This window comes from Flavobacterium sp. B167r (assembly GCF_056824315.1).
Genome location: NZ_CP124859.1, coordinates 1,246,296 through 1,273,248 on the forward strand (window position 1 = coordinate 1,246,296; position 26,953 = coordinate 1,273,248).

General features: G+C 34.3%; 20 protein-coding genes and 2 tRNA genes. 16 read left to right on the forward strand and 6 right to left on the reverse strand.

Going from position 1 to position 26,953, the window contains the following annotated elements; genetic code table 11:
* Positions 1-398 precede the first annotated feature (398 nt).
* The 7 genes from QLQ96_RS05710 to QLQ96_RS05740 all read left to right on the forward strand — a co-directional run bounded on the left by QLQ96_RS05710 (position 399) and on the right by QLQ96_RS05740 (position 8,955).
* On the forward strand, positions 399-2,072 hold the full coding sequence (locus QLQ96_RS05710) for an arylsulfatase (RefSeq protein ID WP_482495415.1): 1,674 nt from the start codon (positions 399-401) through the stop codon (positions 2,070-2,072).
* A 60-nt stretch (positions 2,073-2,132) separates the two neighbouring features.
* On the forward strand, positions 2,133-3,149 hold the full coding sequence (locus QLQ96_RS05715; protein ID WP_482495417.1) for an HAD family hydrolase: 1,017 nt from the start codon (positions 2,133-2,135) through the stop codon (positions 3,147-3,149).
* Between the two features lie 98 nt (positions 3,150-3,247).
* Positions 3,248-4,066: a hypothetical protein gene (locus QLQ96_RS05720; protein WP_482495419.1), complete on the forward strand. Its 819-nt coding sequence runs from the start codon at positions 3,248-3,250 to the stop codon at positions 4,064-4,066.
* Positions 4,067-4,082: 16 nt separating this feature from the next.
* Positions 4,083-5,480, forward strand: coding sequence for a DUF2252 domain-containing protein (locus tag QLQ96_RS05725; RefSeq protein ID WP_482495421.1), 1,398 nt, complete (start codon positions 4,083-4,085; stop codon positions 5,478-5,480).
* 347 nt (positions 5,481-5,827) lie between these two features.
* Positions 5,828-6,406 carry a DUF4136 domain-containing protein gene (locus QLQ96_RS05730; protein ID WP_482495423.1) on the forward strand — a complete coding sequence of 193 codons (579 nt, stop codon included), beginning with the start codon at positions 5,828-5,830 and terminating at the stop codon, positions 6,404-6,406.
* A gap of 126 nt (positions 6,407-6,532) precedes the next feature.
* The gene (locus QLQ96_RS05735) at positions 6,533-7,705 is read left to right on the forward strand and encodes a helix-turn-helix domain-containing protein (RefSeq protein ID WP_482495424.1); all 1,173 of its coding nucleotides are present in this window, start codon (positions 6,533-6,535) and stop codon (positions 7,703-7,705) included.
* A gap of 89 nt (positions 7,706-7,794) precedes the next feature.
* Complete coding sequence (locus QLQ96_RS05740) at positions 7,795-8,955, forward strand: BamA/TamA family outer membrane protein (RefSeq protein ID WP_482495426.1); 1,161 nt, start codon at positions 7,795-7,797, stop codon at positions 8,953-8,955.
* A 106-nt stretch (positions 8,956-9,061) separates the two neighbouring features.
* Here QLQ96_RS05740 and QLQ96_RS05745 read toward each other — a convergent pair whose 3' ends face one another.
* Both QLQ96_RS05745 and QLQ96_RS05750 read right to left on the reverse strand, forming a co-directional pair.
* Entirely contained in the window at positions 9,062-9,922 is an 861-nt protein-coding gene (locus QLQ96_RS05745; protein WP_482495428.1) for a CPBP family intramembrane glutamic endopeptidase, read from the reverse strand.
* 78 nt (positions 9,923-10,000) lie between these two features.
* The gene (locus QLQ96_RS05750; protein WP_482495430.1) at positions 10,001-10,795 is read right to left on the reverse strand and encodes an AraC family transcriptional regulator; all 795 of its coding nucleotides are present in this window, start codon (positions 10,793-10,795) and stop codon (positions 10,001-10,003) included.
* 244 nt (positions 10,796-11,039) lie between these two features.
* On the opposite strand from QLQ96_RS05750, the gene QLQ96_RS05755 reads away from it, so the two are divergent.
* On the forward strand, positions 11,040-12,236 hold the full coding sequence (locus QLQ96_RS05755) for a C1 family peptidase (RefSeq protein WP_482495432.1): 1,197 nt from the start codon (positions 11,040-11,042) through the stop codon (positions 12,234-12,236).
* A gap of 488 nt (positions 12,237-12,724) precedes the next feature.
* A complete protein-coding gene (locus tag QLQ96_RS05760) occupies positions 12,725-13,405 on the forward strand; it encodes a hypothetical protein (RefSeq protein ID WP_482495434.1) in 681 nt (226 codons plus the stop codon).
* A gap of 193 nt (positions 13,406-13,598) precedes the next feature.
* Here the strand turns inward: QLQ96_RS05760 and QLQ96_RS05765 are convergent.
* The 3 genes from QLQ96_RS05765 to rseP all read right to left on the reverse strand — a co-directional run bounded on the left by QLQ96_RS05765 (position 13,599) and on the right by rseP (position 15,211).
* Positions 13,599-13,672, reverse strand: a tRNA-Asn gene (locus tag QLQ96_RS05765).
* Between the two features lie 38 nt (positions 13,673-13,710).
* Positions 13,711-13,784 (reverse strand) — tRNA-Asn (locus QLQ96_RS05770).
* Positions 13,785-13,867: 83 nt separating this feature from the next.
* Entirely contained in the window at positions 13,868-15,211 is a 1,344-nt protein-coding gene (rseP, locus tag QLQ96_RS05775; protein ID WP_482495436.1) for an RIP metalloprotease RseP, read from the reverse strand.
* 201 nt (positions 15,212-15,412) lie between these two features.
* Here rseP and QLQ96_RS05780 point away from each other — a divergent pair, with 201 nt between their 5' ends.
* The 7 genes from QLQ96_RS05780 (at position 15,413) to hflX (ending at position 25,907) form a co-directional block, all read left to right on the forward strand.
* Positions 15,413-16,483 carry an NADH:flavin oxidoreductase/NADH oxidase gene (locus QLQ96_RS05780; protein ID WP_482495438.1) on the forward strand — a complete coding sequence of 357 codons (1,071 nt, stop codon included), beginning with the start codon at positions 15,413-15,415 and terminating at the stop codon, positions 16,481-16,483.
* 73 nt (positions 16,484-16,556) lie between these two features.
* Complete coding sequence (locus tag QLQ96_RS05785; RefSeq protein ID WP_482495439.1) at positions 16,557-17,600, forward strand: Gfo/Idh/MocA family oxidoreductase; 1,044 nt, start codon at positions 16,557-16,559, stop codon at positions 17,598-17,600.
* Between the two features lie 271 nt (positions 17,601-17,871).
* Positions 17,872-19,086: an MFS transporter gene (locus QLQ96_RS05790; protein WP_482495441.1), complete on the forward strand. Its 1,215-nt coding sequence runs from the start codon at positions 17,872-17,874 to the stop codon at positions 19,084-19,086.
* A gap of 195 nt (positions 19,087-19,281) precedes the next feature.
* The gene (locus QLQ96_RS05795; protein ID WP_482495443.1) at positions 19,282-22,101 is read left to right on the forward strand and encodes a carboxypeptidase-like regulatory domain-containing protein; all 2,820 of its coding nucleotides are present in this window, start codon (positions 19,282-19,284) and stop codon (positions 22,099-22,101) included.
* Between the two features lie 18 nt (positions 22,102-22,119).
* Positions 22,120-23,457: a DUF5689 domain-containing protein gene (locus QLQ96_RS05800; protein ID WP_482495445.1), complete on the forward strand. Its 1,338-nt coding sequence runs from the start codon at positions 22,120-22,122 to the stop codon at positions 23,455-23,457.
* A gap of 137 nt (positions 23,458-23,594) precedes the next feature.
* Positions 23,595-24,452 (forward strand): hypothetical protein, encoded by an 858-nt coding sequence (locus QLQ96_RS05805; RefSeq protein ID WP_482495447.1) that lies wholly within the window; start codon positions 23,595-23,597, stop codon positions 24,450-24,452.
* Between the two features lie 219 nt (positions 24,453-24,671).
* Positions 24,672-25,907, forward strand: a complete 1,236-nt coding sequence (hflX, locus tag QLQ96_RS05810; RefSeq protein WP_482495448.1) for a GTPase HflX — start codon at positions 24,672-24,674, stop codon at positions 25,905-25,907.
* A 63-nt stretch (positions 25,908-25,970) separates the two neighbouring features.
* On the opposite strand, the gene QLQ96_RS05815 is transcribed toward hflX, so the two are convergent.
* Positions 25,971-26,921: a DUF3078 domain-containing protein gene (locus QLQ96_RS05815; RefSeq protein ID WP_482495450.1), complete on the reverse strand. Its 951-nt coding sequence runs from the start codon at positions 26,919-26,921 to the stop codon at positions 25,971-25,973.
* Positions 26,922-26,953: the final 32 nt, after the last annotated feature.

Sequence of the window (26,953 nt, forward strand, 5' to 3'; positions counted from 1 at the left end):
ATTTCAGGTAAAAATTCAAACAACTTGAAAAATATCCACGTTACAAGGGAATTCAACCCATCATTTACTTCTTTTACTCTTTTGATTGATTTTTGATGTTTTGGCTTGTTTCATTTTATAATATGAAACAATTTGGTGCAAATTTCAAATTATGTTGTTTCATATTATAAAATGAAACAAGCTCCTGCCTTATAAATGTAATTCTTCGCTTATTTATTGGTTAATTTTGAGACACTTAAGAAGAAGTTAAAAATATTTTGTTTCAAATAAAATGAATTTGAAACAAATCAAAAAGTTGAAACCTCAATTGAGGCATTTTTTGAAACTTATAATTTTCCCATTTGTTTTTTTGGATTTTCAAACCCATATAATAAGAATTATTAACGAATTTTTTTATCATGAAACAAATCAAATTAAAATGCGGATTTATAAATGCCATACAGGTATTGGCAGTATTGTTTTTATCTGGTGTTTCTGTTACGGCACAAAACAAAAAACCAAACATCTTGGTGCTTTGGGGAGATGATATTGGAATTACTAATATTAGCGCTTATAGTGACGGACTTATGGGGTATACTACACCCAATATTGATCGTTTAGCAAATGAAGGAATAAGATTTCTACATTATTATGGAGAACAAAGCTGTACCGCTGGACGAGCAGCATTTTTAACAGGACAGCACGGTATTCGTACTGGACTTACTAAAGTAGGTTTCCCTGGGGCACCAATGGGAATGAGCCAATTAGACCCATCAGTTGGAGGTATCATGAAAAGTCTTGGTTATGTAACAGGACAATTTGGAAAAAACCACGTAGGAGATAGAAACGAAAGTTTGCCAACAGTAAATGGTTTTGATGAATTTTTTGGAAATCTATATCACTTAAATGCTGAAGAAGAACCAGAATTGCCAGATTATCCTAAAGATCCAGAATATCTGAAAAAATTTGGACCAAGAGGAGTCTTAAAATGTACTGCAACAAATGTTGATGATGCAACAACAGATTCTCGTTTTGGAAGAGTTGGAAAACAAAAAATAGAAGATACTGGAGCGCTTACTAAAAAAAGAATGGAAACTGTTGACGATGAAACTTCTGCCGCTGCAATTGATTTCATAAAAAGACAAAGCGGCTCTGGAAAACCATTTTTCTGCTGGTTTAATGCTACACGTATGCACCTTCGCACGCACGTAAGAAAAGAGCATAGAGGAAAGTATACGCACGGAGACAGCGAATATATTGATGGTATGATCGAACACGATGAAACTATCGGAAGCATTATAAAAGCGCTTGATGATTTAGGAATTGCTGATAATACTATCGTAATATATTCTACAGATAATGGTCCCCACATGAACACATGGCCTGATGGAGCAATGACATCTTTCCGTTCTGAGAAAAATACAAACTGGGAAGGAGCTTTCCGTGTACCTTGTATTGTAAGATGGCCAGGTCACATCAAACCAGGAACAGTTACAAATGAATTAATGAGTCACAACGACTGGATTCCAACTTTTGCTTCTATTGCAGGAGAACCAGATATCGTAAATAAACTTTTAAAAGGATACAGCGCAAACGGCAAAAACTACAAAGTGCATTTAGACGGATTTGATCAAACCAAATTATTAGAAGGTGGAAAAAGCGTAAGAGATAAATTCTTTTATTCTGATGATGATGGCTTGCTTGTAGGTATGCGAGTGGGAGATTATAAATATGTATTTGCAGAGCAGCGTTTAGCTGGAACAATGGGGGTTTGGGCAGAGCCTTTTACAGAACTTCGTTTGCAAAAGATATTTAATTTGTATCAAGATCCATATGAGCGAGCTGATTTTACTTCAAACACTTATTGGGATTGGTTAATTAATCATGTAGGATCTGTTTATGGTGCAATGAATGATGTATTCGTTTTTGCAGAAACATTCAAAGAATATCCACCACGTTCATTCCCGCCAAGTTTTAATCCAACAGTGATACTTCAACAGACTATTCAAGGTATTAAAACGCAACAGTATGTTGAGAAAAACATTTTACCTAAAATGAAAGAAGAAGAGACAGCTTCAAAAAAGAAAAAATAAATCAAACTAAAAGGGATTCAGATTCAAGAGTCTGAATCTCTTTATTAAAGCAAGAACATCATGAGAAAAAATATATACATTTTGTCTCTAGTAGTTTTGTTTTTCTTTTCCTGTAAAAAATCTGAGACGGTAACTTCCCCAACAACAGAAAGTAAAAAAACAGAAACTACTGAAGGCGGCGATCCTTTGCCGAGCTGGAATGACGGAGCTTTAAAAAGCGATATTATTGCTTATGTCGAAAAAGTGACCAAAGAAGGAAGTCCAGACTTTATTCCAGAGCAAGATAGAATTGCAACTTTTGATAATGATGGAACTTTATGGGCCGAAAAACCTTATGTACAAGAACTTTTTGCTTTTTATAAAGTGCAAAAAATGGTCGAAGCCAATCCTGAATTGGCAAAAAAACAGCCTTTTAAAGCAGTTGTAGAAAAAGATAAAACTTTCTTTGAAAAGGGAGGCGATAAAGCGCTTATAGAACTCGTTGCGGCAACGCATACTGGAATGACAGAAGATGAATTTGAAGCTTCGGTTGCAGATTTTTATAAAAATGCAAAATATCCAGGCAAAAATGTTCCAGTAAAGCAAATACGCTATCAGCCGCAATTGGAACTGCTGAATTACCTCCGAGCCAACGGATTCAAAACCTTTATTGTAACCGGAGGAACAATAGAAGTTGTGAGAGGAATATCTCAGGATTTTTACGGAATTCCGAAAGATCAGGTTGTGGGTACTTCTTTCAAATATAAATATGATGGAGCTAAAAATGTAGTTCAGAGAGAAGCTGCTTTAGATCATTTTAATGATAAAGAAGGAAAGCCTGTCAGTATTCAGTTGCATATTGGGCAGCGACCTGTTTTTGCTTGCGGAAATGAGGGTGGAGCGGGAGATATTGCGATGCTTACCTATTCGCAAGGCAATAAGTATCCGTCCTTTCAATTACTTGTAAACCATAATGATTCTATAAGAGAGTATAGCTATCAAGAAAAAGATAATGCATCATTAAACGCTGCTGCTAAAAACAAATGGCATGTTGTTGATATGCAAAAAGACTGGAAAAAAGTTTTTTCCGATAATTAGATTGAGTTAGTTAGAATTGAAGTGAAACAGTTTATTGGTTGGCTGTTTCATTTTGATTTTAAAAAACAGCATTTATAAATTTTGAAAAGAGCAATTCTATGGGGTTTTATAAAGTCATCCGATCATTGTTATACACTGTCTCTTTCATTTTAAGTCTTACGGCTTATGCTCAGGAAGAAGAGCAGAAATCAGGAAGTAGTCCTCAGGAACTTGCAGATAAATTGGCAAATCCGGTAGCGAGTTTAATAAGTGTGCCGCTTCAGAATAATTTGAATTACGGAATCGGGCCGTACAATGGTGTGAAGTATACCATCAATGTACAACCTGTTATTCCGTTTAAATTGAGCGACAACTTAAACTTAATAAGCCGATGGATTCTTCCGGTTGTTGACCAAAGAAATATTACAGGATTAAATACCCACGAGTTTGGTTTAAGTGACGCTACAGTGACGGCATTTTTTGCTCCAAAAAGTGAAAAAATAATATATGGAGTTGGACCTGCATTTTTAGTGCCGACAGCTACAGATAAATTATTAGGGACAGAAAAATTTGGAATTGGGCCTAGTGTTTTGATGATGCATCAAGGAAAAGGGCTTTCAGTTGGGTTTATTGCCAATCAGATTTGGTCAGTTGCTGGAGCAAATGATCGCTCAGATTTTAATCAGTTCTATACTCAGATATTTCTTTCTCATAGTTATAAAAGTGGAGCATCTTGGGGTATGAATGCTGAAATTACTCAAAATTGGGAAGGCAATACAACATTAATTTCTCTAAATCCTACGATGGGTGGAATTACAAAATTCGGAAAACAAGTGGTTCAGTTTTCAGTCCAACCACTTATTCCGATTGTTGGCCATCAAAATATAAAACCCGATTGGGGATTAAGAGCTGTAATTGCTTTTGTATTTCCTGAATAATTAAGCATGAGCAAAGATGACTGAAAAAGCGAAACATATAGATAAAAATATATTTGACCCATTGATATCAAAGGCAGAACGTTATGAAAGAGGAGCTTCTATCAGAAACAAAACTCCTTTGGCAAAACACCAGGAATGGAATTCTTTTAAAAATCGAAAAGATCCTGTAGACATTTTGATTCAGACGAGTATAGGAAGAGTTGAAAGTCTATTGCCAATTCGATATAGAAGAATGATGGAATCGCCGTTTTCATTTTATCGAGGAGCCGCCGCTATTATGGCTGCAGATTTGGCTCATACTTCGGTGTCGGGAATAAATCTTCAGCTTTGTGGAGATTGTCATTTAATGAATTGTGGTTTTGCAACTCCAGAACGTAAATTGGTTTTTGATATTAATGATTTTGACGAAACATTTCCAGGGCCTTGGGAATGGGACATAAAAAGGTTAGCTGCCAGTTTTATTATTGCGGGACAATGGCGAAAATTCTCTAAAAAAAGTTGTAGAGAATTTGCATGGCAAATTGCCGATAGTTACAAAAGGCATATGATAGAGTACAGCAAATTATCGGCTCTTCAGATTTGGTATGCCGATATTGATTTTGCAGAATTGATTGATTTAGGTCATGATAAAGAACTCAAAGAATTTGATCAGAAGAGAATAAAAAAAGCATCGGAGTATACTGCTCACGAAAAGGATTTTGCAAAGATGACTTATTTTGACGGAGCCAGAGCACGCATAAAAGATGATCCGCCACTGATATTTCATCCTAGCGGAGAGCTGGAAAAACAAATTGCTATAGAAGGCGAAATCATTCATAAAAGATATGTCGAATCTCTTTCAGAAGACAAACAGGTTTTGTTAAGCAGATATATGATGCACGATGTGGCCATGAAAGTAGTAGGCGTAGGAAGCGTTGGAACGCTTTGCGGAATTAGTTTGCTAATGTCTGCTACTGGCGAACCTATTTTTTTACAATTTAAAGAAGCCAGAAAAAGTGTACTCGAAGAAAATGTAAAAAGCAAAGGAAAATACACCCATCAGGGCGAGCGCATTGTTATGGGGCAAAAGCTAATGCAGTCTGCTTCTGATATGTTTTTGGGCTGGACAAATGACAGCAGAAATAAGTTCTTCTACATTCGTCAGCTTAGAGATGCCAAAATAAAACCAGTTTTAGAAGTTATGAAACCCAAAAATATGGCGGATTATGCCAAAGCCTGCGGTTGGGCGCTTGCAAGGGCTCACGCGCGTTCGGGAGATCCTTCGATAATTTCGGGTTATATTGGAGATACAGACGAGTTTGCCGATGCAATTGTTGAGTTTTCTATTTTATACGCTGCTCAAAATGAATCGGATTACAATAAAATGTTAGAAGCAATAAAACATGGAAAACTTCCTATTTCGGCTGAAATTTAATTTCTTTTTCGAAAAAGGCTGAGAATAATTTAATGAGCTTTATAAAGACATTTTCAAAAGATCAGCAGAAAAGCTTTATAATTATAAAGGGGTAAATAGATTTAAAAAAATCTAGTCAATTTTAGATTAAAAAAGGAGAGGGAAAATAAAGTAAGATTTTATTTGTTTAATACTGTTAATTAAATAAAATGATTTATCTTTGATAGTTATCTAAGTAATTGTATAATAGTGGTTTGTGTTGTGTGAAACGATTATTGATATGTTACGCCCCTTTCATTCAAGATTTTTATGATTTTAATACATTCGAGTTAAACTGATTTAATTATTAATTTAATAAATACCACAACATGAATATTAAAAGAACAAGTCTTCGTATAATCCCAATTTTATTTTTGGGTCTTTTTTACAGCTGCTCTCCAACTGTAAAAGTTACAACCGATTATGATCATGCTGCTAATTTCAGTGAATACAAAACTTTTGCAGTATACGATTTAAAAGCGCAGCAAGGTCAAGTGAATCAGCTTAATGTTGATCGTGTTGCAAAAGCAATCAGAAACGAAATGCTAGCAAAAGGATTTATAGAATCTAGCACTCCAGATTTAAAAGTAAATGCAGTTTCTATTTTAAAAAATAAAACTCAAGTGACAGCCGATACTAATTTTTATGGCTATGGCGGAATGTACCGTCCGTACGGATATTGGGGCGGTGGAGCCATGATGGGTGGCGGTAGCACAACATTCAATACTTACGATTATGTTGACGGCTCGTTGGTTATAGATATCGTGTCTACAAAAACAGACAAATTGCTTTGGCAAGGAATTGGAAATGCTGAAATTGACAGTAAGCCAGATAATCCGGAACAATTTATTAATGATGCTATCAAAAAAATATTAGCTGGTTTCCCTCCAGGAGCAGTTAAAAAATAACTTTATAAAATAGAGTTTTTGTACTTGCCAATCTAAGGCAAGTACAATGCTTTGTATCTACACGCCATTTCTCGCATTCTATTTTTAAGATTTTAAGAAAACCATACACTAATTAAACTTAAAAAAATGATCGATATTTTGCTCTCTCTTTTCTTTTTCATAGCCACAATTGCAGGCCTGGCAACTTCAATTATGGTTTTATTTTCCAGAAAAAACTATTCGAAGAGTTTCTTTTTGGGAATGTTTTTATTGAGTCTTGCGTTGGTAAGTATCTACAATTTTTATCTGTCTGCCAATTTATTTAAAAATTTTCCAGATCTATTTACCATTACAAAAGCATTTATATTTTTAACAGCTCCATGCTCATTTTTGTATGTTAGAAATATTTTATCATTAAATAAAAGTTTCAGAAAATACGATTGGCTGCATTTTGTGCCATTTGTTATTTATTTCTTTTTAACTCTGGTTGTTTACGTTGGAAGTTACACTAATATAAAAGCAGTTGATTATATCGAAGCATTAATCAAGAATCCATTTTCTGTTTTAACATTGACGATTTGGCTTTTCTATGTCTTTTTTCAAACCATGTTGATTTTAAACTATGATCTGAAAAAATTTACAGGAAACCAATTTCATCATAATAAAGTAATTAACTGGATTAGAGTATATAATCTCATGATTTTGTTCTTGTTTTCGGCACTTTTTGTACATCATTTTTTATTGCGAAGAGTAGACGCAACAGATCTTTCTTGTTATGTCCTCATTTCTTCCGTATTGTTTTTTACGGTGGGTTGGCTTTATTTCAAACCGCAAATCTTTCATGATGAAGAAGAAACATTCGATTTTGTTGTCGAAAATACTGTGGTAAAAACAAAAGAAACAAAGAATACCCTTCCAATTGCAAACGAACTGACTCTTGAAAAAAGAGAAGAATATCTTTTAAAACTGGATTACGAGTTAAACTCTAAAAATCTATTCTTAAAAAAAGATTTCGTAATCAGAGATTTAGCTGAAGAAACAGGAATATCAGTACACCATTTATCTAATTTAATTAACTCTGAATTTAGTCTTCATTTTCAGGATTACGTGAATCTTAAAAGGATTGAATATTTTAAAGATAAAATAAACGATCCCGAATGGAAAGATCTATCATTAGAAGGCATGGCTTGGGGTTCTGGTTTTAAATCTCGAACTACTTGTTTCAGAGCGTTTATAAAACACACAGGAAAATCTCCTTCAGAATATTTTAAAACGATTAGAATAAATTCTGATCGTTCAGGAGCGTATTATTTTAAGTAAAATTCTTTCTGCTATAAATAATTTTATATCAGTATTTCTATTTTTTGGAGATGAGGTGAGATTTTAAGTATAAACGATAAAAATCTTATATGAAAAACAAAAAACCGACACAAAAAAACATCTTGTTTTTATTTTGGATTATCTTATCATTTAATTTTTTAAGCGCACAGAAACACCATACAGTTTTAAAAGATTCTCTAGACGGAGCTTTTGATTTAAGTGATTTTCTAATTTACGCCAATGGGTTCATTGTAGTGCCAACCATTATTACAGAACCTGCAGTTGGTGGATTTGGAGGTGCTGTTGCTCCTGTTTTTCTAAAAAAACGTCCGCCTGTTATTGAAGAAGACGGAACTACACGTCTTGTAAATCCAGATATTACGGGAGGTTTAGGAATGTATACCGCAAATAAAAGCTGGATGGCAGGGGCTTTCCGTTCGGCAACATTGGTAAAATCTAAAATCTTATATCGTGGTTTTGCTGCTTATGGCGACATGAATTTATCATTTTATGCCAACAATCTGCCCAATCAGTCAGATCAGGAATTTAAGCTTAATTTTAAATCGACTATATTTTATACTCAGTGGCTCAAGCAATTTAAAAATGCAAAATGGAGTGCAGGACCGCAATATTTATTTTTAAATTCGAAAATAAACCTGCCCGATTTTAATCTTCCGCCACCATTTGTAGATCCAAAAGATATTAAAAGTACCATAAGTCAGTTGGGAGCTGCGCTGCAGTTTGACGGGCGTGATAATATATTTACGCCAGATAAAGGAATACGAATTCAATCCGATTTTTTCTGGTCAGATAAGGCACTTGGAAGCGATTACCAAGCTTGGCGAATAAATTTATCGGCAATAGGATATTATCCGTTGGCGAAAACCTTAATTGGCGGACTAAGGATTGAAGGGGAGCAGGCGTTGGGGAGTCCGCCTTTTTATTTAAAACCAGGAATCAATTTGCGAGGTATTCCGGCAGCAAGATACATGGGAAATACCAGTATAGTTTCTGAAGCCGAACTAAGATGGGATGTCTACAGACGATGGAGTGTCATGGGATTTGGAGGTCTCGCAAGTGCTTTTGACGACTGGGACAAAGCTTTTGCCAAACCTGTTGTTTACAGCTACGGAACTGGTTTTAGATACCTCTTAGCTAGAAAATTTAAACTTAGAATGGGTGTAGACGTTGCTAAAGGGCCAGAAGAGTGGGCGTATTATATTGTTTTTGGAAGCAATTGGATGCGATGATTTTTTAGCAACAGTTTTTTTTAGTCTCAGTCGCAGTTTTCAGTCTCAGTTGAGTTAGAACTTTGTCAAAGTTCTACACTTTGACAAAGTTGAATATTTTGAACCTTTATTTCTTCCAATAAGGTTTTATTATTTTATTTTGTCTGGCATTTAAAACCAACAGAATAACAGTTGCTATTAAACAAATTACAGTCGCCTGGATACTGCCTTCTGGACCAAATTCGCCACCTGTAATAAATTCTGGACCTTGTATTTTTGCTTCTAATAAGCCAGTTGTTTTTTCGTTTCCAGAGGTAATTGCTCCAAAAATTCCAGATTGAGTAAAATTCCAAGCAAAGTGCAAAGCGATTGGAAGCCATAAATTTCGGCTGTAAATAAAAGCAGCACCAAATAAAAATCCTGCCATTGTGATACATAAGCTAGAAAGAATGGTACTGTGCGCATTAGCAAGATGTAAAATTCCAAATAAAAGACCAGAAATAAGAAGTGCAATGTAGCTTCCTAGTTTTTCTTCGATGATTCTAAAGATAATACCACGAACTAATATTTCTTCAATAATTGCCACGGTAAACATGATAGCAAACGGAATCAGAATAAATGAAATTGGGTTTATAGCAACCACACTGTAACTTCCGTTAAGGTAAATTACTAAAATTGTTAACGCTTGTAACGTAAAACCAATTAGAGTTCCGATAGCAACATTTTTTAGAAATCCTTTTGCAGCGAATTCCGTAATACTTCTTTTTTCAAATTTTTGAAAGAAAAGAATGTAGCTTAAAATGCAGGCAGAAGAAACAAAAAGTCCTTTTAGCAGGTTTCTGAAATTTTTGTCAAGCGGAGTCAGTGACAATAATTTTGAAGCAATCTGCTGTCCAATTACAACAACTGCCATAAAGATAAGTAAAGCCAAAACAGCCTTAATTATGGATGAATTTGATATTTTTTGTTTGAAGGTAAGGGTTTCCATTTGAATTTGGTTTAAGTATTAATTTGAAGCAAATGTAGAGTGCCCTTAAACCAAAAAATAGAATGAAATTTGCCTCGCCTATAATTTTTGAAATTGTTTTGGCAGAAATCCCGTCTGACTTTTAAAAGTTCTTATAAAATGGCTTTGATCTGAAAATCCACAGTGAAGTGCTATTTCTGTTAGGTTTTCTGGACTGGATTGTATTAGCGAAAGCGAACGGTTAATTTTAATTCTGCGCATATATTCGCCCAAAGTACAGCCAAAATATTTCGGAAAATGTTTAGAAATCGTAATCGGATTTAAATGTAAAACTTGCGCCAAATCGTTCAAGTTTGGGTTTTCGTTCCAACAGTCATTCAGTAGTTCATTTAGACTTTTAACCCAAAACGGACTTTTATCAAATCGTTCTAAATGATCTGTAGAATTGGAAAGTTGCGAAAATAACATTCGAATATTGTCATTAGAAAAAGAATCAGAAGATTGTGTTTCTTTAAAAATCTTTAGAATTAAAAACTTGGTAAAAACGCTATTCTGCACGGATTTTTCTAAAACAGCTTCATTCATTTCAAGCTCTTTCAGCAGATTTTCTTCAATTTCGATATTGATATTTCTGGAAGGAAAAAGCGTGTTTTGGTTCAAATGCAACTCATCACTATGATAAAAAAGTAACGAACCTGGACCAACTGTTTCGCTAAAGTTTTTACGTTTTTCGGTTGTTCCTCCGTTTAGAAAAAGAGTGATGTGCGCATTATTATGCGAATGCCAGCCTTCGTAAACCTTATTTTGATATTCGGTTTCTACGACTGCAAGACCATCTGTATGGAAGATATTTTTGGTATTACCCAGATATTTTTCTTTTTCCAGTTCGTACATTTCCAAATTCTTGCGTGGCGTTTATAGACAACCAAAATACTATTTTATTTGCGAGCTAAAAATATAATCTGAATAGGATTCAAAATACACATTCACTTTTGCATATTTTGTAATCTTTTACATCTCAAAAGAAAGATTATGAAAAAATTAACCGCTAGAAAGCAATAAATTACAAAAAAATTAATTGTTTTGTAACAAATTAGAAACATTGAAGACTAATTTTGTTAAATCTTAAACATAAATTATGAATACATTTTCATTCAAATCAGTGTTTGCTGCTTCAGTATTTTTCGTTGGAACTGCAGGCTGTTTTGCGCAAGACATTTTAGTAAATTCACTTAAACTAAACGCTAGCGACAAAAGTAAAGAGAACTTCAAATTTACAGAAGTAATTAACCTAGGAACAACATCAGTAAAATCTCAAGGATCATCAGGAACTTGTTGGAGTTACTCAACAAATTCATTCTTAGAGTCAGAAATGATTCGTTTAGGAAAACAGCCGGTTGAGTTATCTCAAATTTATTCTGCCAGAAACGTATATGTTGAAAAAGGAGTAAACTATGTTCGTATGCACGGAGCCATTACTCTTGGAGACGGAGGAGCTTTGCACGATGTAATTAATATGTATAAAAAATACGGAACTGTACCGAGAGAAGTTTATACAGGATTAAACTACGGAACAGACAAAAACAAATTTGCTGAAATGGGCGCTCTTATTGAAGGAGTTTTGGCAGCAGTGGTGAAAAACCCGAATGGTGAATTAACTCCAAACTGGCAAAAAGCTTACGCAGCTGTTATTGATTCTTACTTAGGAAAAGTGCCAGATAACTTTACTTACAAAGGAAAAAACTATACACCACAAACTTTTGCTAAAGAAGTAGTAGGAATTAACCCAGATGAGTATGTAGAAATGTCATCTTTCACAAATGCTCCATACTATCAAAAAACAACTATGATGGTGCCAGACAACTGGTCATTGGATCAAGTTTACAATGTAAAAGTGAACGATATGACAGATGTTATCGACAACGCTTTGAAAAAAGGATACACTGTAGCTTGGGCAACAGATGTGAGCGAGAAAAGCTTTAGTTGGAAAAACGGAGTAGCTTACGTAACGTCTAAAAAATTTGACGATATGACTGCGGAAGAAAAAGCAGACATGTTTAACGGGCCAAAAGCAGAACCAGAAATTACTCCAGAAATGCGTCAAGCAGCGTTTGATAACTACACAACAACAGACGACCACGGAATGCACATTATTGGTTTAGCAAAAGATCAAACGGGAAAAGAATATTATATCGTAAAAAATTCTTGGGGAGAAACAAACGACTACAAAGGTTTCTTATTTGTAACTAAGAACTTCGTAAAATATAAAACTACTGCATTGCTAGTAAACAAAGGAGGAATTCCTGCTGAAATTGCTAAGAAGTTAGGGGTTTAATTACCATAGAGTTTTAAAGAAACTTAAAAGCGCCGTAATCCAAAGATTACGGCGCTTTTTTTATCTATCGTAATCATTTTCTAAATTATAAAAGTTAATAAATTGGAAATCATTTGAAAAGCAAAGAAATTAAAAGTTAAATTTTTTAAATTTTTGCCGTTCAGATATAAAATTAAGGAATAATCTTATAAATTTGTCATCGATTTTAATTGCAAAGTAAGACAGAATGTATAAAACGAATTACTTAGAGAAATAAAACAGATGAAAATCTTTTGAAAATTTTCAGGAAATAATTATTAGTTCATAAACAATTAAATGAAGAGTAAAAACAATCTTAATATAAACCTACGTTCAAATTTATAAACCCACAAAAAATCAGTACTTTATCGGTTTTCTAGGTCGTTGACAGGAGAATAAAAGTTAAGGGAAAGAAAATGAGTAACTTTATGTGAGTTTTTTAATTGGAGCATTAATTTTATTCAAAAATCATGAAAAAGTATGAAGCACTTATCGGTACACTTGCGTTTGTGTTTTCTCTCGGTTGTTTTGCCCAGCGCGCAAACAATACCTCTGCTTCTCCGGAAGCGGGAAAAACGACACTATTGACGGATAGTCTTTCTAATGATGATTTGGTAATCCAATCTTATTATGTAGAAGAGAGAATTAATAAGCTTTTTGGAGGTAGAATTATTACCTACCAAGTTTCAAAATTGGACATGGTCGACACTTACGACCTTGGACCTAATAATACTAGAACTGTAATTCCTAATTACGTAAAAAGAAAACCTAAAGTAGCTCCAAACACAATAGAGGCAAAAACAACTGTTTCAAGTTCGTCTGCTATTGTAGAACCTGTTAAAGTAGAAATTACAGTTCCTGCTCCAACAACTTCAAAATACGTAACCGTTAATATGGTCGACACATACACAAAAGTGGTAGACAAAGGTTATAAATCTGTTGACATGCTTAAAAAAGTAGCTGATCGGTTTTATTTTGAAGGAAATCTAAGCGTAGCAGTTGGTTATTACGCACAATTATTTGAAGAAGCCAAAGATTTGGAAGTCATATATTATTACAGATACGCCCAGTCTTTAAAAGCAATCAATGAAAATGAGAAAGCAAATGCTCTAATGAAAAGGTTTAAGAGCGAAACTTTGACAATGAAATAGGTTTTTCAAAGGTTCAAAGGGGCAAAGGCTCAAAGTTTTTAAGGTAATTTATTTGTGATATCTCCCTATCGGTCGAAATGACAAACTTTGCGAGCTTTGCTGTTAAAAAAACGTCCTTGAATATTGGAATTTTTAGAGTTGGGATTTGAGCAAAAAAAAAAAAGACGATCAATTTGATCGTCTTTTTTTTAAGCTCCCCCTCTTGGGCTCGAACCAAGGACCCTCTGATTAACAGTCAGATGCTCTAACCAACTGAGCTAAGGAGGAATCACCTTAAAGGTAAATATGTTTGCTAAAAAAAGTTGCTCCCCCTCTTGGGCTCGAACCAAGGACCCTCTGATTAACAGTCAGATGCTCTAACCAACTGAGCTAAGGAGGAAGTTGTTGCTCTTTTTAGCGAGTGCAAATATAAAACTATTTTTAGTTTCTCAAAAACATTTTCACTCTTTTTTTTACTTTTTTTTACTTGCCGACAATCGCCTTGTAAATGTCGTTACCATTAGCAAACAGTAGTAGTGAAATAAGTAAAACAAAACCAACCATTTGCGCATTCTCTAGGAATTTATCGCTTGGTTTTTTGCCACTAATTATTTCGTACAATAAAAACATCACATGTCCGCCATCAAGAGCAGGAATTGGCAATAAATTCATAACTCCAAGCATAATCGACAATAAAGCTGTGATTGACCAAAATACTTCCCAACTCCAAGAACTTGGAAAAATGTTGTAAATCGCAGCAAAACCACCTACTTGTTTGTAAGCTTTAGTTTCTGGATTAAAAATCATTTTCAATTGTTTTCCGTAACCTACTAATTGATCTTTTCCTTTTTCAAGTCCAATCGGAATAGATTCGAAGAAACCGTATTCTTTTGTGCTTATTTTATAGTATCCTAGTTTTTCTAATGATTTCATGTCTAAACCACCAGCAAAGACTCCCAAAGTTCCTTCTTTAGAAACTTTCACATTAAGAGTTGTTTCTTTTAAGTCGCGTAAAACAACTGCAGAAATTTCTTTTCCTTTATTAGCAGCTAAAATTGCTTTTGCTTCGTCAAAATATTTAACTTTTTGTCCATTAAGAGAAAGAATCAAATCTTTTGCTTTTAAGTTTTGGTTAAGAGACTCTTCTGTAACTTTTCCAATTGCAAAAGGTCTGCGGATATCGATAAGCATTCCTTTTTCTGTTTTAGAAAGCTGATCAACAAAATCTGTTGGCATTGTAATCGTTTGCTGCTGTCCGTTTCTTTCAATCAAAACGTGTTTTGCCATGATCACATTCATGTTCATGTCACTATCAAAATTTTCTACAGCTTTTCCATCAATAGAAATAATTTTGTCACCCGTTTTGAAACCAGCTTTAAGCATAGCAGGATTTTCAATTGCAACACCATCTTTTAAGTCAGTATTAGCAATATAAGTATCTCCGTAAGCAAATGCCATACCGATATAGATAATAAAAGCTAGAATAAAGTTTACCGTAACACCGCCAAGCATGATAATTAAACGTTGCCAAGCTGGTTTACTGCGAAATTCCCAAGGTTGAGGAGGAAGAGCCATTTGCTCTTTGTCCATACTTTCATCAATCATTCCAGAAATTTTCACATAACCACCAAGCGGCAGCCATCCGATACCATATTCTGTTTCTCCGATTTTCTTTTTGAAAAGTGAATATTTAACATCAAAAAACAAGTAAAATTTTTCGACTCTGGTTTTAAATAATTTAGCAGGGATAAAATGCCCTAATTCATGAAGAATAATAAGTAAAGATAAACTCAATAGAAATTGAGAGAGTTTGATAACTATATCCATTTTTTGTTTTTAATTCGTATTTAACGCACAAAAGTAGCGTTTTCTATTTTAATTTAAGTGTGCAAGATAGTGTTTAAGGTTTTAAATGTTTGTTAATTAATAAACATTTCGATTTCTCTTTTTAACAAGATGCCGTAACTTTACTTTTTGAACACTGCCTTACTCAATTGGTAGTAAAAAATCATTAAAAGTTACATGTCTATGGCAACGAAATTATTTTCTCCGCTCACCATAAAAAAAATCACTTTAAAAAATAGAATAGCGATCTCGCCAATGTGCCAGTATTCTGCAATTGACGGATTTGCAAACGATTGGCATCTCGTTCATTTAGGAAGTCGCGCAACAGGCGGCGCAGGACTAATTATTCAGGAAGCAACGGCCGTTTCTCCAGAAGCTAGAATTTCTCCTTCCGATCTTGGAATTTGGAAAGACGAGCACATCGAAAAACTAAAACAAATCAATGCTTTTATTGTTTCTCAGAATTCGATTCCTGGAGTTCAATTGGCTCATGCTGGTCGAAAAGCAAGTGTTTCTTCTCCTTGGTTGGGAAATAAAAAATTAGATTTCGCTCAAGGCGGATGGCAAACCGTTGCGCCAAGTGCGATTCCGTATCATGAAGGAGAGCCTTTTCTTCCTGAAGCATTAGACAAAAACGGAATCCAAAAAGTAATTTCCGATTTCAAAACCGCTACAAAAAGAGTGGTCGAAGCGGGATATCAAGTTGTAGAAATACATGCTGCCCACGGTTATTTATTGCACCAATTTTTATCGCCTTTAACGAATGTGAGATCAGACGAATACGGAGGAAGTTTTGAAAATAGAATTCGTTTTACCCTAGAAATTGTAGAAGCAGTACAATCAGAATGGCCTTCAGATTTGCCATTAATTGTTCGAATTTCAGCAACCGATTGGGCAGAAAATGGTTGGAATCCAGAAGAATCTGTTCAGCTTTCTAAAATATTAAAAGAAAAAGGAGTAGATTTAATCGATGTTTCGTCAGGCGGATTGGTTTCACATCAAAAAATAACATTAGGGCCAGGTTATCAAGTTCCTTTCGCAGAAAAAGTAAAGCAAGAAGCCAACATCGCAACAGGTGCAGTCGGATTAATTACTGAAGCAAAACAAGCCGAAGAAATTTTAAATTTGAATCAAGCGGATTTAATTTTATTCGCAAGAGAATCTTTGAGAAATCCGAATTTGCCTTTAGATTTCGCTAAGGAATTAAACGACGATATTCAATGGCCAAAACAATACGAAAGAGCTAAACTTTAAATTTATTAGCCACGAATTCACGAATTATAATTTTAAAATAATTCGTGAATTCGTGGCAAAAAAAAATAAACCAATGCAAAAGATTAAAACAGCATTATTATCATACGGAATGTCGGGAAAAGTTTTTCACGCTCCGTTTTTAGATATTCACGAAGGATTTGAATTATTGGGTTCTTGGGAAAGAAGCAAAAAATTAATTCAGGAAGATTATCCATACGTAAAAAGTTACGCTTCGCTAGACGAATTATTAAGCGACGATGTTGATCTGGTAATTGTAAATACGCCAGTTGGAACGCATTACGAATATACTAAAAAAGTGCTTTTGGCAGGAAAACATGCTGTGGTAGAAAAAGCTTTTACCACAACTGCTGCCGAAGCAAAGGAATTGGCTAAAATTGCCAAAGAAAAAGATTTAAAATTGGCTGTTTTTCAAAATAGAAGATGGGACAGCGATTTTAAAACCATAAAAAAAGTAATTGATGACGGAGTTTTAGGAGATTTAGTCGAAGCTGAATTTCATTTTGATCGCTACAATCCACTATTAAGTCCAAAAGTGCATAAAGAAACTGCCAATGATGGAGCAGGAGTTTTAAAAGATTTAGGCCCTCATATTATTGATCAAGCAGTAAGTTTATTTGGTTGTCCAAAAGCAGTTTTTGGAGACATTCGAGTAACCAGAGAAAATTCTGTTGTAGACGATTGGATCGATTTGTCATTGTTTTATTCTAATTTCAGAGTACGTTTAAAAGCTAGTTTTTTTGTTCGTGAAGCCAATCCAGCGTATACTATTCAAGGAAAAAAAGGTTCTTTCTTAAAGCCGAGAGGAGACGTACAAGAAGATGATTTGAAATTGGGCATGAAACCAAATTTAGATTCTTGGGGAACGGAAGATGAAAACCTTAAAGGGCTTTTGCATACCGAAATTGACGGAAAAATTGTGAGAGAAAAAATCCCAACGCTTCAAGGTAATTATTTCAGTTTCTTTGATGGCGTTTACGATTCGATTGCAAACAACAAAAAAGAACCAGTTACAGCAGACGAAGGCGTAAAAGTAATGCAGATTATAGAAGCGGCGATTGCGAGCAATGCACAGCAAAAAGTGATTAGCATATCATAACCATTCTGTAGGAATGTTTCGTCGGTAGAAAAATTATATTTGTAAAAGGAGTATTCTTAAAAATTGAGAATGCTCCTTTTTGCTTTAATAAAAAAATGAAGCAGATTATAATTCTACTAAACTCGAAATGTTGTAATTTTAATAAGATGAATTCAACTGAAAACCTTTGAATTTATAAACAATAACGTTGTAAATTGTGCATAACATTAGGTTTTATGGACTATAACGCACGTTTTTAGTATTTTTGACCACATTCCAATACAAACTCAGTATGCTGATAAACATTAATCCATTATCGCTTTTTCAAACCAAAGCCAAAATCAAGAAAGTATTTAGAGAAGCAAAAGCTTCATATTTAAACCGTATTCGTTTTGCCGTTGGAATGTTTTATTTCGGAATGGGTCTGAGTTTTGCCACGTGGGCCAGCCGAATTCCAGATATTAAAACCACTTTGCATTTAACAGAAGGCGATTTGGGTTCTATACTTTTTGCGCTTCCGGTAGGACAGCTAATCGTTATGCCTTTTTCAGGGAAAATGGTAACCAAATTCGGCAGCCATCGCATTCTGATTTTCTCTTTAATTATGTATGTTTTTTGCTTAATCAATTTAGGTTTGGCGACAACATCATTACAATTATCATTAGGATTATTTTTGTTTGGCGTGTTCGGTAACCTAGCCAATATTGCCGTAAACACACAAGGCGTTTATACCGAAGTGTTGTTCAAAAAAACAATCATGTCGTCTTTTCATGGAATGTGGAGTTTTGCCGGATTTACTGGTGCGCTTGTAGGTTTAGGAATGCTAGCTTTAGACTTAAGTCCGCTGCATCATTTTATTATTGTAGCCGGAATTGTTTTATTAATGGTGGCATTTAACTTTAAATTTTTGGTTAGGGCCAAAGAAAAAATAAAGCCAAAACAAGAAGGTAAAAAACTATTTGTAAAACCAGATACAGCGTTGCTATGGCTTGGAGTAATCGGATTTTGCAGTATGGCAAGCGAAGGGGTAATGTTCGACTGGAGCGGTGTTTATTTTAAAGATATTGTAAAAGCGCCAGGACCATTGGTAGTTTTAGGTTATACTTCTTTTATGATCATGATGGCAAGCGGAAGATTTTTAGGCGACGGCTTAATCAATAAATTTGGACGCGAACGTGTTATGCAGATTAGCGGTGTCATGATTTCAGCAGGACTTTTTACAGCTGTTTTTCTTCCTTACATAGTTCCGTGTACAATTGCATTTATGTTTGTAGGATTGGGTGTTGCAACAATTGTTCCTACTGTTTATAGTATTGCAGGTAAAAACCCAACAGTTCCTGCGGGCGAAGCCTTAACGATTGTGTCGAGCGTTAGTTTCTTAGGCTTCTTAATGGGGCCTCCAATAATTGGGCATATTGCGCAAAGTTTTGGATTACAGTTTTCTTTTGCCTTTATCGGAATTTTTGGAGTTCTAATTGCCTTTATGGTTTCTAAAATTAGAGCTTAGTATTAACTCTATTTTGCTTAACATTTATTAAAAACAAATAAATTTGTAAGAATTTATTTGTTTTTTAAATATTTTGTCTACATTTGAATTCAGCAATAGCTTGAGTTTTTAAAACTCTTTTTCCAAAAACCAATTTTATCTTTTGAATAAAGGATTTCAATCCTAAGATTATTTTCAAAGTAAATTGGATTTTTAATGGAAAAAAAATACGCAGTCTTTTTTATTGTATGGTTTTTTAATTTTGCTTTTTCGCAGAAGGAAATTACGGTAACAGGAATTGTTATTGATGCACGAACGCAAAATCCGCTAGAAAATGTAGTGGTGACGATACAAAATACGTCAGTGATGCAACTCACGTCAAAAACAGGGAAATTTGAACTTCATATATTTCCCCAAAAAGAGAAACTTCTTTTGCTGAGGAGTCAAGGTTATAAAGATTTCCTTTTAAAAGTTCAGTCCAATTCAGGGCAAAATATAGATCTCGGTATTTTACAATTAGAAGATACGTATTCAGATGAGGTTTCGGCCACATTGATTACGTTGTCAGACAATGATTTTTCAGAAGACAACAGTTCATCTGAAATGACATCAGGTCTTTTGCAATCTTCAAAAGATGCTTTTATGCAGGCATCGGCATTCAATTGGGGGCAAGCTAGATTTCGAGTCCGCGGTTTAGACAGCGAAAACGGAACAGTTATGCTCAACGGTATGGAGATGAATAAAATTTATGATGGCAGACCAAAATGGGGCAATTGGGGAGGTTTGAACAATGTGCTTCGTAATCAGGAATTTTCAGTAGGAACAGCCGCTTCCAATTATACTTTTGGAGGTATTTTGGGTACACAGCAGATTTTTACTCGTGCTTCTTTGTATCGAAAAGGATCATCACTTACGTTTTCTGGAAGTAATACTACTTATTTATGGCGTGCCATTGGAACTTATGCTTCTGGAATGAATGTTTCAGGATGGGCATTTGTGGTTTCAGCGGGAAAACGTTGGACAGATGAAGGTTATTTTGAAGGAACAGATTTCAATGGCAATTCTTTTTTTCTTAGCGTAGAAAAGAAATTAAGCAAGAAACATTCAATCAATTTTACAGGATTTTATACACCAAATTCACATGGGAAAAATTCATCCAATACCATCGAAGTTACTGAGTTAATGGGTGAAAAATACAATTCGTATTGGGGATTTCAGAATGGTGAAAAACGAAATGCCAGAGTAAAAAATATAGAAGAGCCGCTGTTTATGCTAAATCATTATTTTAAAATTGATAATAAAACCAATCTGAATTCGGCATTAATGTATCAGTTTGGTAAAGTAGGAAACAGTACAATTGATTATCAAAATGGCGATAGTCCCGATCCAGTTTATTACAAAAAAATGCCAAGTTATTTTACTTCGCTTTACGCGAAAGATCAAGGTGAATTTTCGGGTGCATTTACTCCAGATTATGAAAATGCAGAAAAAAGTAAAATTGCTTTTTTGACAAATTCGCAGATAAATTGGGATGAAATGTATTTTGCTAATCAGAAGCTTGGAGCCAATGGTTATGAGCATGCACAAAGTCACTATGTACTTTATGAAGACCGAACAGATGATAGGACTTTTGCCTTAAATTCAAATTTAAATACACAGATTACACCAAATATTTCCTTTGATGGCGGATTGACTTTTAAGAAATTAAAATCGCATAATTTTCAATATTTATTGGATCTTCTTGGCGGAGCATATTTTGAAGATATTGATCCGTTTTACAAAGGAAATCTTTCGCAATCAGATTTGCAGCATCCAAACCGTCAAGTCGGGAAAGGAGATATTTACGGATATAATTATAATTTACTGGCAAGCACTTTAGATGTTTTCGCGCAATTTAAATTTAGCTACAACAAAATAGAATTCTTCTTGGCGCAGTCTTATGCAATGTCAGATTATCAAAGGGAGGGCTTATATCAAAACGGACTTTATCCGACAACTTCTTTAGGAAAAAGCGATAAAGTGAATTTTGAAAATTTCGGTTTCAAAGGCGGGTTTACGTATAAAATTTCAGGAAAGCAATTGGTGTTTTTTAATGCGGCACATTTTACCAAAGCACCTTCGCTTAGAAATACTTTTTCGAATACGCGATTAAATAATAGTATTGTTGGCGGGATTGAAAACGAGAATATCAGTAGTGCTGAAGCTAATTATGTGTACCATGCTTCAAAACTCAAATTGCGTTTAACAGCGTATTATTCTGCAATTAAAAACACTTCAAAAACTTCTTATTTCTATGCCGAAGGAATTTTTGATAATGGCTCTGGCTACGATCTCACAGATGCATTTGTCAGTCAGACTTTGACAAAATTGAATAAGAAAAATACTGGAGCAGAATTAAGTTTTGAGTATCAAATTTCATCAACGCTAAAAACAACTTTATCTGCAGCTTTCGGAAATTATGTATATAGTAGCAATCCAAATGTGATGATAACAAATGACGCTAACAGAGCAAAAGATGGAGCCCAAACCACTTTTGATTTTGGATCAGCTTTTTTAAAGAATTACAAACAGCCAGGAACTCCACAGCAAGCATATTCTTTTGGATTAGAATATCGTGATCCGAAGTTTTGGTGGATAGGAGGAAACATAAATTATTTAGCAGAAAGTTATATTGATGTTTCGCCAATTTCTCGGACTTCTCAATTTTATATCAATCCAGTGAATGGCTTTCCTTTTTCTGAGGCAACTGCCGAAAGAGGAAATGAATTATTAAAACAAGAAAAATTTAAAGCTATAACGTTGCTGAATATTAGCGGAGGTAAATCTTGGCGTATTCATAAAAAATATATCGGGCTTTACGCCAGCGTTAATAATGTTTTGGATTTAATATATAAAACAGGCGGTTTTGAACAGGCAAGAAATGCCAATTTTAGGGCTTTAAATCAAGATGTGTCTAGCGGAACACCATCTTTTGGACCACGATATTATTACGGTTACGGCCGAACTTATTTTCTAAATCTTACAATCGGTTTATAAACTGAAAACTTATTTCCCATGAAAAAACTATTTTTATTTTTTGCCTTATCCTTAATATTCAGCTGCAGTAAAGAAGTTGAAAATCCAGAATTAGCTTGTACACAAACAAATTTTATCGCAAACGAAACAGTAGAAAAAGTATACGAGCTTACGGGGACAACGGCTAAGCAATATTTGTACGATGATATTATAGAAGCTTATGTAGTTTCGAGCGATGAAGGAGGAAATTTTTTCAAAACGATTTCATTGCAGACAAAAGAAACCGAAAAAGTACCAGCTATTGGTTTTAGTGTTCCAGTTGATGCTACAAATACCTATATTAATTATCGAGTAGGAAACAAAGTATACATAAAACTTAAAAATCAGTTTACAGATTTGTATTATGGCGGTTTAAGAATTGGGAGCTTGTATGTGAGCAATGCAGGAGATCCGACAATTGGAAGAATTTCTCAAAACGAGTACAAAAATGTACTAAACGGTTCGTGTACAAACATAGGGGAGAATCAGTTGGTAAAATCACTTTCTGTGGAGGAAGCGCTTTCAGATACTAAACTAAATACTTTGATTGAACTAAATGATGTCGAGTTTACGGAAGCAGCGCTGGGGCGTCATTATTTTGAAGAAGCGAATAATGTAGGAGGTTCAACCAATTGGTATTTGAGAGATAAAACAGGAAATCAGGTCATTTTTAGAACAAGCGCTTATGCAAAATTTGCAGATCATTTTGTGCCAGAAGGAAGCGGGAAAGCGAGAGGAATACTAACTAAATTTGGTTCAGACTATCAATTTATGGTTCGTTATGAAAGTGACATTGTGATGAACGGGAAAAGAAATACTCCGTTTTTTTCAGAAGATTTTCAATCAGTTAAAAATAATGTGAATTTTGTACTTCCTGGCTGGAGCAATATTGTAGAAAAAGCTTCGAAATTATGGGAAAGTACAGTGTATTCTGGAAATGGATATGCGGAATTTAATACTACAAGTACCGCTGCAGCTGAGAATGTGGCTTGGCTGGTTACGCCTAAAATAGATCTCACAGATTATAAAAAAACTATTCTTTCGTTTAGAAGTGCGCAACATGATTTGAAAGTTGATTCGCCTTTAAATGCTTTAGAGGTTTATATTTCAACCAATTTTGACGGGTCAAGCATTACCAAAGCAAGATGGATAAAATTGGAAGCAAAAGTTCCTACACTTTCAACACCTTCGCGTGAATTTATAAGTTCTGGAGGAATCGATCTTTCTGCTTATTCTGGAAATATAAATATTGCGTTTAAGTACATCGGATCTGGAAAGGATAAAACGTTAAACGGTGCTTTTATGGTAGATGACATAAAGATATTTGGGGAGAAGTAAGAACTAATTTAGAATAATGAAAATAATCTATTGATTTTTAGAGTATTATTGAAAAGTTTGTAGTTTTTGTATTTCAAAACGTGAAAATCTAATTGAATTTTGTATTTTGGCCGTCCCAAATCAATACAAAAACAAATATGAAAACCTACTTTATTGCCATCTTAATGATGGTGTTTCCTTGCTTGATGCACAGTCAAGATAACGTTAAACTAAAGCAGATTAACATTGTAAAGACAAATTACCAAAACTCTAAAGACGGAGAAATTGTTAACAAAACAATAGTTTTTAAAGAGGGTAAACTTCAAACCATAACTACTTCAGATGTTGTACAGCATTTCTATTACAACAAAAACGGATTGTTGGATATGACAGTAAAAGACAAAGTTGGAAGTGATTGGAAAGAAGTCATAAACTACACCTACGATGCTGATAATAACATCGCTAAATTTGTAAAAAAATACCAAGAAGGACCAAACTATATTACAAAAGTGGTGTCGTTTGTCTATGAAGGTGCAAGGGTTAAAGTAACAACTAAAAAGAGTACAAATCATCAGAATTTAGTAGACGATATTGAATATCTTGTCGAAAACGGAATTATTGTAAGACGTACTTCACGTGATAGAAACAAGGCTATTATTGGAAAATTAGAATATGTTTATGTAAACGATAATGTGTCGAGACATAAAGGATTGGTAGGAGATAAAATCTCTAAAACATATACTTATGATGATAAAAAATCGGTTGATCAATTAATAGTTCAAAGTCTTTTTGGAGATAATTACAAAGTAATCGTTCCGATGATTTCTTATCATGAAGAAGAATTTGAGTTTGAAGCAATCTCATATAACAATGAAATGAATTTCAGCCCATCATCAACAGCTTTGGTTGCGGTGAGTAGAAAATACAAATACAACAAATTAAATTACCCAATTTCTTGTTCTCAAATAGAAGAAAACGGAATTGTGAAAACGGAAAAAACGTTTATTTACGAATAAAGGTTTTAAACTTAGACCATTCATTTGAAAAGTGGAACTTTAGTTGAGTTTATCTTAACGGGTTCCATTTTTTTTTTTTTGGATTTATTTCCAAACCTTTTAGATGAAATTAATTTTATATAATTTCTCATAAGGGTTCTTTTAAATATAAATGTAAAAACAAAATTGTATAATTGATTGTAGCTGACAAATGATTAAATTTGCAACTTATTCGAGACTATGTTAGAAAAAGAAGTTATAAATTTTGAGAGAACAGTAATTGTTGGTATTGTTACTCAAAGTCAAAGTGAAGAAAAACTAAATGAATATTTAGACGAATTGGAGTTTCTAACTTTTACCGCAGGAGGTGAAGTTATTAAACGCTTTTCGCAGAAAATGGAACGTCCGAATCCGAAAACTTTCGTAGGAACGGGAAAAATTGATGAGATCAATCTTTTTGTGGTTGAAAATAAAATATCGACTGTAATTTTTGATGATGAACTAACGCCATCACAGCAAAAAAATATCTCAAGAATTATAGATTGCAAAATCCTAGATAGAACCAACTTGATTCTAGATATTTTTGCACAAAGAGCAGAAACTTCATACGCAAGAACTCAGGTTGAACTGGCGCAATGTATCTATTTATTGCCAAGACTTTCTGGTTTATGGACACACCTTGAACGCCAAAAAGGTGGTATCGGTATGCGTGGACCTGGAGAAACGGAGATCGAAACCGACAGACGTATTGTTCGTGATAGAATTTCGTTGCTAAAAGAGAAAATCAAGACGATTGACAAACAAATGGGAGTTCAGCGCAGCAACCGTGGCGCAATGGTTCGTGTTGCTTTGGTTGGATATACCAATGTTGGAAAATCAACTTTGATGAATGCAATTGGTAAAAGTGATGTTTTTGTTGAAAATAAATTATTCGCAACTTTAGATACAACAGTTCGAAAAGTGGTTATTAAGAACCTGCCATTTTTGCTTTCGGATACAGTTGGATTTATTAGAAAGCTGCCAACGCAATTGGTAGATTCGTTTAAAAGTACATTAGATGAGGTTCGCGAGGCCGATTTGCTTTTGCATGTTGTAGATATTTCGCATCCAGATTTTGAAGATCATATTGAATCGGTTAATAAGATTTTGCAAGAAATAAAAAGTAACGATAAACCAACGATTATGGTTTTTAATAAAATCGATACTTACAAACATCTTACAATTGATGAAGATGATTTGATTACAGAAAGAACTCGTAGACATTATACGCTTGAGGAATGGAAACAGACTTGGATGAGTAATGTCGGAGAAGATAAAGCGTTGTTTATTTCTGCTAGAAACAAAGAAAACTTTGAGGAATTTAGAGAGAGAGTTTATGAGTCGGTTCGCCAGATTCATATCACTCGATTCCCATATAATAATTTCTTGTATCCAGATTATAAGGATGCAGTTGAAAAAGACGAAGAAGAAGAATAAAAAAAAGCGCTCCAAAATTGAGAGCGCTTTTTTGATGCTATATGTTTGGTTTGCTTCGGATCATTAGAATCCAAAGCTAATTCCTAAACCGAATACTTGTCTGGTTTGGAATCCGCGAAATGCATTATCATCATATATTGCCTGAAACGAAAAATTCGCCGACAGGAATTTATTCACTTTCATGATAATATTAAGTGAATAATCCATGTCAACATTTTGCGGATCTTCTAAATAATTTGAATAAAGGTTTAAAGTGTTTTCTGCGGTAACATTTGTCATGATTGCTAATTTATAATACACTGACGCATAAAAACCTAGTTCATAACGCATGCTTTTGTTGGCATCTACACCAAAATAATATCCATCAGGATAAGGTAAGCCTGTCGCTGGATCAATCCCAGTGGTGTAAGCTTTGTCTACAAAGGTGAGTTTTGAGGTTAGAGGCGCAAAATTTATTTTAAGATTTTCATCTTTTGACCAATAGATACCAGGACCTGTTGTTAGATAACCCGGAGACATGAATTTGGTGTTTTCGGTTCTAATTTCTTTTCCGTTCGCATCTTGTCCGTAAAGATATCCGGTTGTAAATTGAGTTCTGAAATTTAGGAAATAAGAGTAATACCATTCTCCAAATGCTCTTTTTCCGACTATAGAGTTGAATTCGAGTCTATCGTCTGTTTTCTTTTCAAAATCGGCATTTTTAGTCTGCAATAAACCATAAGAAGCTAAAAGCTTATTGTCCCAAGTGATATCGTCTTTTTTGTAATTGAAATCGTAATTGACTCCCAATGTTCCAGAAAAGCTGTCTTCACCTCCCGCAATCCAGTTGTTAAAGCTGGACTGATTTAATAAGAGAGAGACAATTCCTTTCGTTTTCCATCCTTCTCCTTCTATGGTATCGTTAATTTTTTTAACTGCTTTTTCAGTATTTTTGACTAGCTCTTTTTCGGAATTTTGGGCTTGTACAAATGTTAAGTTTACTAAAATGAAAAGTAATAGAGTTAGCTTTCTCATGGTTTTTAGTTTAGAGTGTATTATCAAATATA

Coding starts and splice junctions, on each gene's coding strand:
- QLQ96_RS05725 (WP_482495421.1), top strand. CDS start 4,083: ATGACTGAAAAAGCGAAACATATAGATAAAAATATATTTGACCCATTG.
- QLQ96_RS05740 (WP_482495426.1), top strand. CDS start 7,795: ATGAAAAACAAAAAACCGACACAAAAAAACATCTTGTTTTTATTTTGG.
- hflX (WP_482495448.1), top strand. CDS start 24,672: ATGTTAGAAAAAGAAGTTATAAATTTTGAGAGAACAGTAATTGTTGGT.
- QLQ96_RS05815 (WP_482495450.1), bottom strand. CDS start 26,921: ATGAGAAAGCTAACTCTATTACTTTTCATTTTAGTAAACTTAACATTT.
- QLQ96_RS05800 (WP_482495445.1), top strand. CDS start 22,120: ATGAAAAAACTATTTTTATTTTTTGCCTTATCCTTAATATTCAGCTGC.
- QLQ96_RS05755 (WP_482495432.1), top strand. CDS start 11,040: ATGAATACATTTTCATTCAAATCAGTGTTTGCTGCTTCAGTATTTTTC.
- QLQ96_RS05790 (WP_482495441.1), top strand. CDS start 17,872: ATGCTGATAAACATTAATCCATTATCGCTTTTTCAAACCAAAGCCAAA.
- QLQ96_RS05715 (WP_482495417.1), top strand. CDS start 2,133: ATGAGAAAAAATATATACATTTTGTCTCTAGTAGTTTTGTTTTTCTTT.
- QLQ96_RS05805 (WP_482495447.1), top strand. CDS start 23,595: ATGAAAACCTACTTTATTGCCATCTTAATGATGGTGTTTCCTTGCTTG.
- QLQ96_RS05785 (WP_482495439.1), top strand. CDS start 16,557: ATGCAAAAGATTAAAACAGCATTATTATCATACGGAATGTCGGGAAAA.
- QLQ96_RS05735 (WP_482495424.1), top strand. CDS start 6,533: ATGATCGATATTTTGCTCTCTCTTTTCTTTTTCATAGCCACAATTGCA.
- QLQ96_RS05730 (WP_482495423.1), top strand. CDS start 5,828: ATGAATATTAAAAGAACAAGTCTTCGTATAATCCCAATTTTATTTTTG.
- QLQ96_RS05720 (WP_482495419.1), top strand. CDS start 3,248: ATGGGGTTTTATAAAGTCATCCGATCATTGTTATACACTGTCTCTTTC.
- QLQ96_RS05745 (WP_482495428.1), bottom strand. CDS start 9,922: ATGGAAACCCTTACCTTCAAACAAAAAATATCAAATTCATCCATAATT.
- QLQ96_RS05750 (WP_482495430.1), bottom strand. CDS start 10,795: ATGTACGAACTGGAAAAAGAAAAATATCTGGGTAATACCAAAAATATC.
- rseP (WP_482495436.1), bottom strand. CDS start 15,211: ATGGATATAGTTATCAAACTCTCTCAATTTCTATTGAGTTTATCTTTA.
- QLQ96_RS05780 (WP_482495438.1), top strand. CDS start 15,413: ATGGCAACGAAATTATTTTCTCCGCTCACCATAAAAAAAATCACTTTA.
- QLQ96_RS05760 (WP_482495434.1), top strand. CDS start 12,725: ATGAAAAAGTATGAAGCACTTATCGGTACACTTGCGTTTGTGTTTTCT.
- QLQ96_RS05710 (WP_482495415.1), top strand. CDS start 399: ATGAAACAAATCAAATTAAAATGCGGATTTATAAATGCCATACAGGTA.
- QLQ96_RS05795 (WP_482495443.1), top strand. CDS start 19,282: ATGGAAAAAAAATACGCAGTCTTTTTTATTGTATGGTTTTTTAATTTT.